This window comes from Streptomyces sp. NPDC001450 (assembly GCF_053597295.1).
In genome coordinates, this window is record NZ_JBSFHY010000009.1 from 19,573 (window position 1) to 33,858 (window position 14,286).

At 72.2% G+C, this 14,286-nt stretch carries 8 protein-coding genes; 6 read left to right on the forward strand and 2 right to left on the reverse strand.

Features of this window, described 5'->3' with window-relative positions; translation table 11 throughout:
- Positions 1-105: 105 nt before the first annotated feature.
- A complete protein-coding gene (locus ACWC5O_RS12040; protein ID WP_450586499.1) occupies positions 106-1,248 on the reverse strand; it encodes an acyl-CoA dehydrogenase in 1,143 nt (380 codons plus the stop codon).
- A 27-nt stretch (positions 1,249-1,275) separates the two neighbouring features.
- Positions 1,276-2,907, reverse strand: a complete 1,632-nt coding sequence (locus ACWC5O_RS12045; protein ID WP_450586500.1) for an aldehyde dehydrogenase family protein — start codon at positions 2,905-2,907, stop codon at positions 1,276-1,278.
- 161 nt (positions 2,908-3,068) lie between these two features.
- On the opposite strand from ACWC5O_RS12045, the gene ACWC5O_RS12050 reads away from it, so the two are divergent.
- The 6 genes from ACWC5O_RS12050 to ACWC5O_RS12075 all read left to right on the forward strand — a co-directional run bounded on the left by ACWC5O_RS12050 (position 3,069) and on the right by ACWC5O_RS12075 (position 14,173).
- A complete protein-coding gene (locus ACWC5O_RS12050; RefSeq protein WP_097251870.1) occupies positions 3,069-3,368 on the forward strand; it encodes an acyl carrier protein in 300 nt (99 codons plus the stop codon).
- An 11-nt stretch (positions 3,369-3,379) separates the two neighbouring features.
- On the forward strand, positions 3,380-9,067 hold the full coding sequence (locus ACWC5O_RS12055) for an SDR family oxidoreductase (protein WP_450586501.1): 5,688 nt from the start codon (positions 3,380-3,382) through the stop codon (positions 9,065-9,067).
- 54 nt (positions 9,068-9,121) lie between these two features.
- A complete protein-coding gene (locus tag ACWC5O_RS12060) occupies positions 9,122-10,723 on the forward strand; it encodes a fatty acid--CoA ligase (RefSeq protein ID WP_450586503.1) in 1,602 nt (533 codons plus the stop codon).
- Positions 10,720-11,721, forward strand: a complete 1,002-nt coding sequence (locus ACWC5O_RS12065) for an LLM class flavin-dependent oxidoreductase (protein WP_450586504.1) — start codon at positions 10,720-10,722, stop codon at positions 11,719-11,721. The genes ACWC5O_RS12060 and ACWC5O_RS12065 overlap by 4 nt, the downstream gene beginning before the upstream one ends.
- A 29-nt stretch (positions 11,722-11,750) precedes the next feature.
- On the forward strand, positions 11,751-12,518 hold the full coding sequence (locus ACWC5O_RS12070; RefSeq protein ID WP_450586793.1) for a thioesterase II family protein: 768 nt from the start codon (positions 11,751-11,753) through the stop codon (positions 12,516-12,518).
- Positions 12,519-12,679: 161 nt separating this feature from the next.
- Entirely contained in the window at positions 12,680-14,173 is a 1,494-nt protein-coding gene (locus ACWC5O_RS12075) for an MFS transporter (RefSeq protein ID WP_450586506.1), read from the forward strand.
- The last annotated feature ends 113 nt before the right edge of the window (positions 14,174-14,286 follow it).

Below are 14,286 nucleotides of genomic sequence, written 5' to 3' on the forward strand. Positions count from 1 at the left end.
GCGCCCCCAAGGGGCGCGGGGCCCTGTCGATATGCGGCTCCGCCGCGTGGGCGCGACCAGCCACGACGGACCCGCAGTCGCCCGCCCAGCTCCGCCTGCCGAGCTTTACGCCAGGACCAGTGCGCCTCCGCCGAAATACGCGAGCAGCGGCTCCGCGGCAGCGATACGGGACGGCGGATGAAAGGCCAGCGCCCGAGTAGCGGCAGCGGCCTGCGCGCTCGCCGAGTTGTTGATGAAGTCCAGCCCACCGAGCAGCTCCAGCGCGCGGGCCACGATGCCCGGCAGCGCGTTCTGCACGGCGTACCGGGCAACAAGCACCCGCGCCACCGACTCCTCGTCACCGGGCTCGGGACCGGTCCCGCGGGCCACGCCCTCCAGCAGGGCGAGGGCGGCCTCCATGTCGACGGCGAGCGCGGCCCGCTCCTCGGCGCTGCCCCGCTGCCGCTCCAGCACCTGCTCCACCAGGGCGGCGGCGGAGCCCGCGTAGCCGGCGGAGATCAGCATCTCGAACCAGACGAACCCGGCCGACTGCAGGTCGTCGAGGCGGGTGGGATCGTCGGCGCCGGCCCGGACGACCATCTCGGCCGGGACGAACACGTCCTCCAGACGCACCTCGTCGCTCTCCGCGCCGGCCAGCAGGTCGTTGCCCCAGAAGGGGTGCACGGACATGCCGGGCGCGTCCGCCGGCACCAGCGCGAGCGCCAGCTCCGGCTCGCCGCCCTCCTCGCCGTGGATGGCGATGGACGCGGTGAGCAGGCTCATCGAACCCGACAGGCTGCACGGCTTCTTCGAGCCGGACAGCAGGAACCCGCCCTCCACCGGACGCGCGGTCACGGCCGGCTTCAGGATGTTCTGCGCGGTACGGCCCTCGGACCAGCCGGAGGCCAGCACCTGCTGGTCCGGCACGATCCGGCGCAGCAGGTCGGTCTGCGCGGCGGTGAGCCGGCCCGACTTGACCGCCAGCGAGTACAGCATGGCGGCGGTGAAGTGGTGCATGGACACGGCCGCGACCAGCGACGGCGAGAGCGCGCCGAGGGCGAGCTGGACCCGCAGCGCCTCGAGCGGGGCGGCGCCGTGGCCGCCGTAGGCCTCGGGTATCAGCAGACCGACCCCGCCGTGGATGCGGAACAGGTCGATCACCGGGCTGCCGGGCCGCTCCCGCTCGGCATACGGAATCTGCTCCAGCTCCTTGAGCAGTCCGGGGTGGAACCGCTCGCAGACGGTCCGGGCAGCATCGAGGGAACGCACGGAAAACCTCCGCAGGACTGGGTGTGGTCAGGCGCCGAAGACCGCGTCGTACGGGCTCACGTCGCGGGCGATGCTGACTCCCTGGACGTGGGAGGTCTTGAGCATCGGGTAGTTGGCCTCGCCGAAGGCGCCGCCGGTGCGGCCGGTGCCGCCGTGGCTCGGCAGGTACGGCAGGAAGCCGATGTGGGAGTCGTTGACCTTGAGCAGGCCGCCGTTGACCACGCGGCGCACGAAGGTCTCGATGACGTGGTCCGAGCGCGACCACAGGGAGTTGCGCAGCCCGTAGTCGTTGCTGTTGACGAACTGCAGGAACGCCTCCAGCAGGGCGTCGTCGTTGTCGCGCTCGGCGACCACGATCGGGATCAGCGGGAAGAACGTCTCCTCGCGGACCACGTCATAGGTCCGGGCCCGGTCCAGGCCGTCCACCCGCACCACCGTCGGCTGCAGGAAGACACCCGTCTCGGAGACCGTGCCGTCGACCTCGGTGCGGTTGCCGCCGGTGACCAGCTCGGCGCCGTTGTCCATCGCCTGCCGCAGCAGCCGGAAGAAGCGCTCGCTGCGCCTGACCGGCGACAGCAGCACGTCCTCCTCCTCGGGCAGGCCCGGCTTGATGCCCTTGACCTGCTCCTTGACCTCCGCGATCAGCGCCTCGGCGATCTCGGGGTGGACCAGCACGTAGTTGGGCACCATGCAGATCTGCCCGGAGCCGTAGAACGCCTCGGTGATGGCCTCGGCCGCCCACTTCACGTTGGCGTCCTTCCACACCACGATGCCGTCGTTGCCGGCGAGTTCGAGGATCGGCTTCTTGCCGTGCGCCACGCACTGCTGTTCGAAGCGCAGGCCCTCCTGGCTGCCGCCGATGTAGAAGATGTCGTTGATCAGCGGGTCGGCGATCCAGCGGTCCATCGTCTGCTTCGGGTTGGAACACACCGCGTTGAGCACGCCGGCCGGCGCGTCGATCTCCTCCAGCAGCGGGGCGACGATGTCGCGCAGCAGCCACATGGTGGACAGCGCGATGCTGCGCGGCGCCCGCACCACCACGGCGTTGCCGGCCATAAGGGCCAGCACGCACAGGGCGGTGCTGGGCAGCGGGGCGTTCTGCGGCGGGTTGAAGGCGACCACGCCGTCCGGCTGCCGGTGCAGGATCAGCTTGCGGCCGTTGTACTCCTTCTCGACCCGCATCTGCTTCAGGTACCAGCGCAGGGAGCCCGGGGCGTAGATCTGCAGCAGGCAGCTCAGCTCCCAGCGGGCCAGCTTCACGGGGTGGGACTCGGCGACCAGCATGCGCAGGAACTCGTCCTGGTGCTTGATCAGTTCCTCGCGGAAGCGGGTACCCAGCTGCATCCGCCGCTCCAGCGGTACGGCCGCCCAGTCGGGGGCGGCCGCGGCGGCCGCCTGGGTGGCCAGGTCGATGGCGGAGTCGTCCGCGATCGCGCAGCGCCCGACGACATAGGGGTGCTTGGCCGCGTCGGATTCCGGGTCCTGTTCGAGCGAGCGCTTCAGGGTGACGCTCGTGAAAACGTCTTCCAGCAGGGAGCGCCCGCTGACGGTGTAGACCCACCCGTCCCCGGCGACGTCCTTGCCCGCGATGTAGAGGTCGTAACTCTTCAATCCGGAAGGTGCCTCAGCACTCTCCTCCTGCGCGGCTTCGCGAAGCATCTTCAGCCTTTCGGATATGGCGTGTGGATTTCTTGAAGCAATGCGAGCCTGACAGCGGAATCTGACCCCGCGCTGACACGTGACTGACCGCGCCGATCAAGCCACGGGAGCGCTCTCGGAGCTGTCAGCGGGGCGTCAGCCGGCCTTGCTTGCATGACCGCATGCCACCTGTCGACAGCACGATCCAGCGGTTGCGCGATCTGCCGCGCAGTGAACTCGCCGAAGAAATCGAGTCAATCGTCCTGAAGAAATTCAAGGCAGTACTTCTCATGGACGACTCCGAGGATCTCCCCCTCGACGTCAGCTATTTCGATCTCGGCCTCACCTCGCTGCGGCTGACCGAGATACGGCAGAGCCTGGAGCAGCTCCTGGACCTGTCGATCAACGTCAACGTGCTCTTCAACGAGCCGACGATCGCCCACCTCGTGGACCACCTGACCCAGGCCATCCAGGAAGCTTGAGGAGTCGTTCCATGCCGCGTACGGAATCAGAGCAGGCGCCCGAGCCGGTCGCGATCGTCGGAATCGGTCTGCGGTTCCCCGGCGGCAGCGGCTCGCCCGACGAGTTCGACACCTTCCTGAAGGAGGGCCGCAGCGGAATCGGCCCGATCCCCCGGGACCGCTGGGACGTCGACGCGTTCACCCCCGAGGGCCCCGACGACAAGGGCAAGATCCGCGCCTCGGCCGGCGGGTTCCTGGACCGCATCGACCTGTTCGACGCCGGCTTCTTCAACATCTCCCCGAAGGAAGCCCGGTACATGGACCCCCAGCAGCGGCTGCTGCTGGAGACCGCCTGGCAGGCCCTGGAGCACGCCGGCATCGACCCGGCGCCGCTGCGCCGGGGCAACGGCGGCGTGTACATCGGCGCCAGCTCCATCGACTACGCACTCGAACTGGACTCGCTGCCCTACGAGGAGCTGGACGGCCATCTGGCGTCCGGCATCACCATGTTCCCGCTGTCCGGCCGCCTCTCCTACTTCCTCGGCTGGCGCGGCCCGAGCATGAGCGTCGACACCGCCTGCTCGTCCTCCCTGGTCGCGCTGCACCTCGCGGTGCAGGCGCTGCGCGCCGGCGAGTCCGACATCGCGCTGTGCGGCGGCGTCAACGCCCTGCACCACCCGCGCATCCCGGTGATGTTCTCCAACGCGCAGATGCTCTCCCCGGACGGGCAGTGCAAGACCTTCGACGAGGCCGCCGACGGCTACGCGCGCGCCGAGGGCTGCGGCATCGTCGTCCTCAAGCGGCTCGCCGACGCCGAGCGCGACGGCGACCGCGTCCTCGCCCTGGTGCGCGGCACCGCTGTTGGTCAGGACGGCGACAGCGCCGGCCTGACCGTGCCCAACGGCCCCGCCCAGGAGAAGGTCATCCGCAGCGCGCTGGCCGCCGCCCACCTCGCGCCCGAGGACATCCAGTACGTCGAGGCGCACGGCACCGGCACCCCGCTCGGCGACCCCATCGAGTTCGGCGCCATCGGCGACGTGTTCGTCGACTCCCACACCAAGGACCGGCCGGTGCTGGTCGGTTCGGTCAAGACCAACCTCGGTCACATGGAGCCCGCCTCCGGCATCGTCGGCGTCATCAAGACCGTCCTCCAGCTGCGCGCGGGCACGATCTACCCGCACATCAACCTCAACACCCCCTCGGGACGCATCCCCTGGGACCTCTACCCGGTCCGGGTCCCGACGGCCTGCGAGCCCTGGGACGCCGAGGTCCGGCGCGCGGTCGTCAACAGCTTCGGCTTCGCCGGGACCATCGGCGCGGTCGTGCTGGAGCAGGCGCCCGAGCCGGCCGAGGAGCTCTCCGAGGGCGGGGCCGCACCGGTGTTCACGCTGTCCGCGAAGAACGCCGGCGCCTTGCGCGAACTGGCCGCCGAATACCGGCAGTTGGTCGAGGAACAGCCCCTGTCGGCGCTCTGCCACAGCGCCAACACGACCCGCGCCCACCACCCCTACCGCGTCGCCGCGCCCGTCGCCGACCGCGCCGCCCTCGCCCGGCTCCTGGACCGGGCCGCCGAGGCCGAGCACGAGGGGCCCTCCGGCATCCGCAAGACCGCGTTCATGTTCACCGGCCAGGGCTCCCAGTACGCCGGCATGGGCGCCGCCCTCTACGAAGCCCTCCCCGTCTTCCGCGCCCAGGTCGACGCGTGCGACCGGCTGTTCGCCGAGCACCTCGGCCGCTCGGTGCGCGAGCTGCTGCTCGGCACCGCCGCCGACCCCGAGGCGATCGACCGCACCGAGTACACCCAGCCCGCTCTGTTCACCCTGGAGTACGCCCTCGCCCAGCAGTGGATGGCCTGGGGCGTGCGCCCGAACGTGCTCATCGGGCACAGCATCGGCGAGGTCGTCGCCGCCGCCGTGGCCGGCCTGTTCAGTCTGGCCGACGCGGTCACGCTGGTCGCCGCCCGGGCCCGGCTGATGCAGGCCGTGCGCACCGAGGGCGGCATGGCCGCCGTCGCCGCCCCCGTCGAGGAGGTCGCCCCCCTGCTGGAGGGCCGCGCCGACCTGGCCCTGGCCGGGATCAACGCCCCCGACCAGACGGTGATCTCCGGTGCCACCGCCGCGCTGGACGAGGTCGTGGGCATCCTGGAGGGCAGGGGAGTCCGCGTCGACCGCCTCAAGGTCTCGCACGCCTTCCACTCGCCGCTGATGGCCGAGGTCTACGACGACTTCCGCGCCGCCCTCGACGGCATCACCTTCCACGAGCCGAAGATCAGCCTCATCTCCAACGTCACCGGACGCCTCGCCCGGTTCCGCGAGATCGGCGACCCCGACTACTGGGTGCGGCACATCGGCGAACCCGTCCGCTTCCTCGACGGCATCCGGGCCGTCGCCAAGCGCGGCCGGCACGCCCTGATCGAGGTGGGCCCGCAGGCCGGGCTCACCGCGCTCGCCCGACGCGGTGTCACCGTCGAGGACCACCTGTGGCTGGCCAGCCTGCGCCGCCGCGACACCACCACCGCGACCACCCTCACCGCACTCGCCGACTACTACGCGGCGGGACTGGGCGTCTCCTGGGCCGACTACCACGCCGGTCACCCCACGCCCGCACGCGTGGACCTGCCGACGTACGCCTTCCAGCGCAAGCGCTACTGGCTGCCCACCGTCACGCCCCGCAGGGCGGCCGCGAACGGCACCGCCCGGCACCTGCTGCTCGGCGTCGAGGAGCGGTTCGCCAGTGGAGTGCGGGAGTTCAACGCGGAGTTCACCACCGAGGAACTCGGCGCGCTCGCCGACCTCGCCGACGGCGGCCGTACCGTCCTGCCCGCCGGCGCCTACGTCGACCTGCTGCTCGCCGTGCAGGACGCGGTCCAGGGCCACGCCCGCTCCGCCGTCCGCGATCTGAGGCTGCTCGCCCCGCTGGAGCTGCCCGCCGAGACCGTGACCGCGCTGACCACCCGCTGGCGGCCGCGCCCGGGTGGCGGCGCCGAGGTCGAGGTGTTCACGGTCGTCGGCGGCGAGGAGAACATGCACGCCACCGCCGTGGTCGCCGCGGAACGCGAACCCCTCGTCCCTGTCTCGGAGTTGGCCGAGCTGGACGCCACCCTCGCCCCCGCCGGACAGCAGATCGACGACGAGGACATCTACACCGACCTCGCCTCCGTCGGCCGCCCGCAGGGACCCCGGATGCGGCTGCTGCTGCGCGCGGCCCGGCACGGCGCCGGCCTGGTGACCGGCGAGCTGACCGGCCGCGACGCCACCGCCGTCGAGCACGTCCCGGCGGAGCTGCTGGAGGCCGCGGTGCAGGCCCTGGTCGTCCTCGACCCCGAGGGTCCGGTGTTCGTGCCGCGCGAGATCGCCTCCGTACGGCACTTCCGCAAGCCGCGCGGCGAGAACCTGCGTGTTCTCGCCCGGGTCCGCGGCGAGCAGGACCGGCGCCTGGCCGACGTGCTGCTGCTGGAGAACGGCGATCCGGTCGCCGAACTGCTCGGCGTGCGCATGGCCCGGCCCGAGGGCCGCGGTGGCCGCCGCCAGTTCCTGCACCGCCCCGACTGGGTGCGCCGGGCGCTGCCCGCCAAGGAGCACGCACCGGCCCGGCACGTCGTCCTGCTCGACCCGTCCGCGGTGCGCGCCGCCGAACTCGCCGCCGAACCCGGTCTGAAGGTCACCTGGCTGCCCGACCTCACCGACCTCAAGGCCGCCCTGGAGGACCCCACCGTCACCGATGTCTGCCGGATCTGGCGGCAGCGCCCGGCGCCGATGTCCGACGGCCGGCTGCGCGTGGAATGTGAGGAGAACTACCGCGAACTCCTGACTCTCATCGGTGCGTTGGACGCCTCCGGCGCCGCGCGGCCGCCCCGGCTGTGGCTGGTCACCGAGGGCGCCCAGTGGCTGCCCGGGGACCCGGCCGGCGACGGCGGGCACCTCGGCGCCGCCACCCTGTGGGGCTTCGGCCGGGTGCTGCTGACCGAGTACCCCCAGTACCGGACGACCCTGGTGGACCTCGCCCCGGGCAGCGGCCTCGCCCCGCTCGCCGACGAGTGGCGCAGCGAGCCGCCCGGCGAGTACCAGGTCGCCCACCGCCCCGGCCGCCGCTATGTGCGCCGGCTGCTCGCCGGTGACTCCACCCTCACCTGGACCGGCGGGTTCGAACTGCGCGCCCCCGACTCCGGTGACCTGTCCGACCTGGCTCTGGCCTCGGTCACCGAGCGGGCGCCCGAGGCCGAGGAGGTCCAGGTCCGCGTGCACACCGTCGGCCTGACCGCCGAGGACGCCCGCACCGCCCTGGACACCGGCCGCGCCGAGCGCGCGGAGGAAGAGGCGACCGAGGAGGAACCGCCGCCGCTGCTCGGCCAGTTGGCCCGCGGCACGGTCCTCGCGTCCGCCGACGGCACCGGCTTCGCTCCCGGCGACGAGGTCCTCGTCCGGCACGACGGCACCTTCCGCTCCACGCTCACCGTCCCCGCGGTGGCCGTCGTCCACGCCACCGGCTCGGACGACACCGCGCCCCGCTTCCGGCTGGACGAGACCGGCGAGGCCCTGCGCACCGCCCTGTCCGACCCCGCCGGACGCGCCTGGGTGACGCTCCCCGAGGACCCGGCGGAGGAGCAGACCGACCCCGCCGACGAGGGCCCGGCCGGGCTCCGCGCCGACCGCACCTACCTGGTCACCGGCGGTCTCGGCGGCCTCGGCCTGGTCACCGCCCGCAAGCTGGTCGCGCTCGGCGCCCGGCACCTGACCCTGGTCAGCCGCAGCGGCCGGGCCACCGAGGAGGCCTCACCGGTCCTCGCGAACCTGGCCGCCGACGCCGAGATCGACGTCGTACGCGCCGACGTCTCCCGCTCGGAGGACGTCCAGCGCCTGGTGCGGCACCTCAAGACGGGCCCGTACCCGCTCGGCGGGATCGTGCACGCGGCCGGCTCCTACGACAAGAAGCTGATCTCCGAGCTGACCTGGGAGTCGATCGACGCCCAGCTGGCGGCGAAGGCGTACGGCGGCTGGCTGCTGCACGAGGCGGCCGAGGAGTCCTTCCCCGAGCTGGAGTTCTTCGTCACCTACTCCTCCATCGCCTCCGTACTCGGCGGCGCGACCCAGGGCCACTACGCCGCCGCAAGCGCCGGACTCGACGCGCTCGCCGAGTGGCGCAGCCGCCGCGGGGTGCCGGGGCTCTCGGTCAACTGGGGCGCCTGGGCCCGGGTCGGCATGTCGGCCCGCCTGGAGGAGCACCTCAGCCAGGAGATCGAGCGCAGCGGCGTCCGCTTCTTCTCCCCGACCCGGGCCCTGGACACCCTGGCCCGGCTGTGGGGGCGGCCGCGTACCCAGCGGATCGTGGGCGAGTTCGACTGGGACCGCTATGTGGCCGGCAGCGTCACCGGCGATCTGTTCTACGACCGGCTCGCCCGGCAGACCCCCGACGACGACGGCACCGGCCTCGACCTCACGGCACTGGCCGCGCTGCCCGGGGCCGAACGCCTGGCCGCCGTCACCGGCGTGGTCCGCGAGAAGGTCGGCGCCGTCCTGCACCTGGAGGAGGGCGACGAGCTGGACGTGTCCACCGAGTTCGTGTCGCTGGGCCTGGACTCCCTGATGGCCCAGCAGGTCAAGGCCGCACTGGAGCAGACGTTCCGGCTGCCCCTGCCGGCCTCCCTCACCCACGACCACCCCACGGTCCGTGCGCTGGCCCAGTTCGTCGACGGTCAGCTCGGCCCGGTACCGGCAGCGTGACAGAGCTGGGGGGCGTCCTCGGCAGGGGACGCCCCCCAGGGACGGGAAACCACGATGACTGACATACCGAGGGAGCGCTGGACGCTCCACCACTCCTCCCGGGCCCACGCCGGAAGCCGCCCGGACCACCCGGCGATCATCTGCGAGGGCCGCGTCACCACCTACGAGAAGCTCCACCGCGACAGCAACCGCGCCGCGCACGCCCTGCACACCAGCGGGGTCAGGCGCGGCGACCGGGTCGCCTACCTGGGCCGTGAGTCGGCCAACTACTACCTGGTGATGATCGCCTGTGCCAAGGCCGGCGCGGTCCTGGTGCCGGTCAACTGGCGGCTCACCCCGCACGAGGTCGACCACATCCTGCGCGACTCCGGTGCCGCCCTGATCTTCGTCGACGACGAGTTCTGGGACACCGTCGCCACCGTCCGCCACCAGCTGCGCGGACTGCGCAGGGTGATCCGGGTCGACGGCACCGACGCCGACGGCGAGCCCGCCCGCGGCGCGGGCCTGCCCGCCTGGGCCGCCGACCAGCCCGAGACCGACCTCGCGCCCGGCACCGGCCCGGACGACGCGGTCATCCAGATCTACACCAGCGGCACCACAGGCCTGCCCAAGGGCGCGGTCCTCGCCCACCGCAGCTTCTTCACGCTGCCGCACGCGAGCCGCGAGCGGGGTGTGGACTGGATCGACTGGCTGCCCGAGGACGTCGCCCTGATCTCCCTGCCGGGCTTCGGCGTGGCCGGCATCGGCTGGTTCCTGCACACGTTCAACGCCGGCGGCACGAACGTGATCATGCCGCAGTTCGACCCGCAGGAAGCGGTACGGCTCATCCGCACCCACAGCGTCACCACCACGTTCGCCGCCCCGGCCATGCTCCAGGCGATGTCGGCCGAACGCGGCGCGGGCCCCGAGGCGTTCGCCTCCCTGCGCAAGATCGCCTACGGCGCAGCCCCCATGTCCGAGACGCTGCTCAAGCAGTGCCTGGAGACCTACCGCTGTGAGTTCGCGCAGATCTACGCCAGCACCGAGACCGGCAGCGTCGCGGTCTGCCTCCCGCCCGAGGCGCACCACCCCGGCAGCACGGTCCTCACCTCGGTCGGCAGGCCCTGCCCCGGCAACGAGGTCAAGGTGATCGGCCCCGGCGGCGAGACGCTCCCGTCCGGCGCCATCGGCCAGATCTGCGTCCGCGCACCCTCCCGGATGCTCGGCTACTGGAACCTGCCCGAAGCCACCGCCCGTACCCTGGTGGGGGAGTGGCTGCACATGGGCGACGCCGGCTACCTCGACGAGGACGGCTACCTCCACCTGTGCGACCGCATCAACGACACGATCATCGTCGCCGGGCAGAACATCTACCCGGCCGAGGTCGAGAAGGCGCTCGCCGCGCACCCGGCCGTCGCGGACACGGCCGTCGTCGGCCTCCCCGACGACCGCTGGGGCGAGAGCGTGCACGCGGTGGTGGTCCTCAGGCCCGGCGCGAGCGCCACCCCCCGGGAACTCCTGCTGTCCCTGCGGGGCCGCATCGCCGACTACAAGATCCCGGGCACGTACCACTTCACGGACTCCCTGCCCCGCAACCCCTCGGGGAAGATCCTGCGCCGGGCGGTACGGGAGCAGCTGACGACACCGGCCAGGGACCCACTCGGGAGTTCAGTGTGACTTCACTACGGATCGGCATCCTCCTCCCTACCCGGGAACAAGCCATCAACGGCACCTACGCGGCGGCCCCGTTGCTGGACTTCGCCCGCCAGGCGGAAGCGCTCGGCTTCGACTCCCTGTGGGCCGGGGACTCGCTCACCGCCCGCCCCCGCCTGGACCCCCTGGTCGTGCTGTCGGCCGCGGCGGCGGCCACGCGGCGCATCGCGGTAGGCACCGCCGCCCTCACCCCGGCCCTGCGCCACCCCCTCATCGGCGCCAACATGATCGCGAGCCTCAGCCATGTCGCCGCCGACCGGCTGATCCTCGGCCTCGGTTCGGGCTTCCCCATGCCCGAGACCGAGGAGGAGTTCGCCTCGGTCGGCGCGTCCTTCCAGGGCCGCGTCGGCCGCCTCGACGAGATCACCGCCCTGTGGCGGACGGCGTGGCGGTCCGGCGAGGAGGACGAACCCGCCGAGTTCCAAGGGAAGTTCTGGCAGGCGGAGAACCTGGACCGGCTCCCCTCGCCCGCGATCCCCGGCGGCCCGCCCCTCTGGCTGGCCGGCAGCGACACCCCCAAGGTCCTGGCCCGCGCGGCGACCCGCTACGACGGCTGGCTGCCCTTCCTCCCGGACGTCGACGCCTACGCACGCGCCCGCCGTCGTATCGCCGAACTCGCCGAGGAGGCGGGCCGGGGCGCCGACGCGGTCGTCCCCGCGCTGTACGCCACCGTCACGGTCAACGCCAGTGAGAGCGCGGCCAGGGCCGAACTCGAGCACTACGTCAGCCACTACTACGGCCGCTCCCTGGAGCAGATGAGCAGCATCCAGGCCTACGCCTGGGGCAGCGCCGAGAAGTGCGCCGAGTGGCTCGGCGGTTACGTCCGCGCCGGCGCCCGGCACCTGGTCGTACGGATCGGATCCCTGGACCCCGAGCCGCAGTTGAAGGAGATCGCCGAGGTGCTGCTGCCCGCGGTACGCGCCCTCGGCCCGTCCACCACCGTTGGGAGTACGCAGTCGTGACCACCGCCATCGGCACCGTCGGCAGCCAGATGTCCACCGAGGGGCACTGGTTCCACCCCGTGGAGCCCTCGCCCGACGCCTCCATCCGGCTGTTCCTGCTGCCCCACGCGGGCAGCGGCGCCATCATCTACCGCGACTGGGAGAGCCTGCTGCCCCCGGACATCGCGCCGCAGGCGGTGACCCTGCCCGGCCGCCACAACCGCCGGGAGGAGCAGACCTACGAGAACTTCTGGCCGCTGCTCGACGCCCTGCACGAGGCGGTCCTCAACGACCTGGACGAGCGGCCGTTCGCCTTCTTCGGCCACTGCCTCGGCGCCCAGCTGGCGTTCCGGCTGGCGATCAGGATGGAGGAGGAGGGCGGACCGGTTCCGGTGATGGTCGGCATGTCCGGCTGGTCGCCCGTGGGCTTCTTCCAGCCGACGGAGGAGCAGAGCCGGATGCCGGAGCCCGAACTGGTCGAGTGGATCAAGAAGTTGGGCTCGTTCCCGGCCGAGATCTACGACAACCCCGAGATGCTCGCGCTCGTCGTGCCCGCCCTGCGTGCCGACCTCAGGGTCGCCGGGGACTACGAGGACGACGGCGCCGGCGTCACCTGCCCGCTCGCCTCCTACGGCGGCCGCAGCGACCCGCTGCAGGAGGCCCCGGACGCCATGACCCACTGGGCCGGACGCACCCCCGCCTACCTCGGCCACAACGAGTACGAGGGCGGCCACTTCTACATCGACACGCACGCCCAGGCCGTCACCGCGCACTTCGCGCACCGACTGCAGCGGACCGTGGCCAAGGCCGCGGGCTAGGGCGGACCCTGCGCCCGGAGACCGCGTCAGCGCCGTGTCAGCGGGGCGCGGGACAGTGACCCGATGACTGTGTTCCGGGTGCCGTCCCGCGCCCCGCAGTGCGTCGCGGACCCCCGCGGCCCGCAATCAACCAGCACGAAACGACCTAGGGAGGGTCGTCCATGACCACCGAAGCGGAACTGACCGGCAGCGCGGCCTCGGCCGCACCGCCACCGGACATCGAGGAGGCCGCCGGAGCACCCGCCTGGGGCGCGCTTCTGGTCGTGCTGGCCGGCCTGTTCATCACCAACCTCGACTTCTTCATCGTCAATGTGGCCATCCCCTCCCTGCAACAGGGGATGCACGCCACGTCGGCCGAGATCCAGCTGGTCGCCGCCACGTTCAACATCGGTCTGTCGGCCATGCTGATCACCGGCGGGCGGCTCGGCGACCTCTACGGCCGCCGGCGGATCTTCTCCATCGGCCTGGCCCTGTTCACGCTCGCCTCACTGGCCTGCGGCATCGCGCCGAACATGGGCGAGCTGATCGCGGCGCGCGCGGTGCAGGGCGCCGCGGCCGCGCTGGTCATCCCGCAGGTCCTCGGCATCCTGACCACGACGTACACGGGCAAGGCCCGGGTCGCCGCGTTCAACGCCTACGGCCTGACCCTCGGCGCCTCGGCCGTCTTCGGGCAGCTGATCGGCGGCCTGCTCATCAAGGCGGACGTGTTCGGCTGGGACTGGCGGACCATCTTCCTGATCAACGTGCCGATCGGCGCCGTCGTCCTGCTGCTGACTCCGAAGCTGGTGCCCGAGTCCCGGGCCGACGGTCACACGGGCCTCGACCTGACGGGTGTGGTCCTGGTGACCGCCGGGCTCACCGCCGTGGTGCTGCCGCTGGTCGAGGGCCGCGAGCAGGGCTGGCCCACCTGGACCTGGGAGTGCCTGGTGGCCGCCGTGCCGCTGCTGGCCGCCTTCTGGTACACCCAGCGCCGCAAGGCCGCCCGCGGCAGGTCGCCACTGGTCAACCCGAGCCTCTTCGAGGACCGCGCGTTCGGTGTGGGCGTGGTCTCCCTGCTGGTGTTCTTCGCCGCGATGGCCTCCTTCTTCCTGGTCCTCGCGCTGTATCTGCAGGAGGGCCGCGGCCAGTCCGCGCTGCGGTCCGGGCTGCTGTTCATCCCGCTCGGCCTCGGCTTCTTCGTCGGCTCGATGCAGGCGCCGAAGATCGCGGCCAAACTCGGCAAACAGGTACTGGCCCTGGGCGCCGTGCTGCTGGCGGCGGGTGACCTGGCGCTGGCCGAGACCGTGTGGCACCTGGACACCAGCGGTTCCGTGGCCTGGTGCATCCCGGCCATGGTGCTCGGCGGGATCGGCATGGGCTTCGTCGTCGCCCCGCTCACCTCACTGGTCCTGGAGGGGGTGGCCCCGCACCACGCGGCGGCCGCGTCCGGTGTCTTCTCCACCGCCCAGGAGATGGGCAACGCCATCGGCATCGCGGTGATCGGCGTGGTCTTCTTCAGCGTGGCCGGGCACCGGATCGACGCCCACTCCTACGCCCACGCCTTCGGCACCAGCCTGCTGGTGCAGGCCGGGTTCTGCGTCCTGGTGGCGGCGCTGGTGCAGCTGCTGCCGCGGGCTCGGCGGGCGGGTGAGGCAGGCGCGCCCGAGGCCGCCTGACCGACGGCCGAAAACAGTCCCCGACGGGGGCCGGCGAGAACTCGCCGGCCCCCGTTTCCGTGTTCCCGGAAGACCCTCACCTCCGAATGTTCAGAACGCAACCTTCCCTTTTT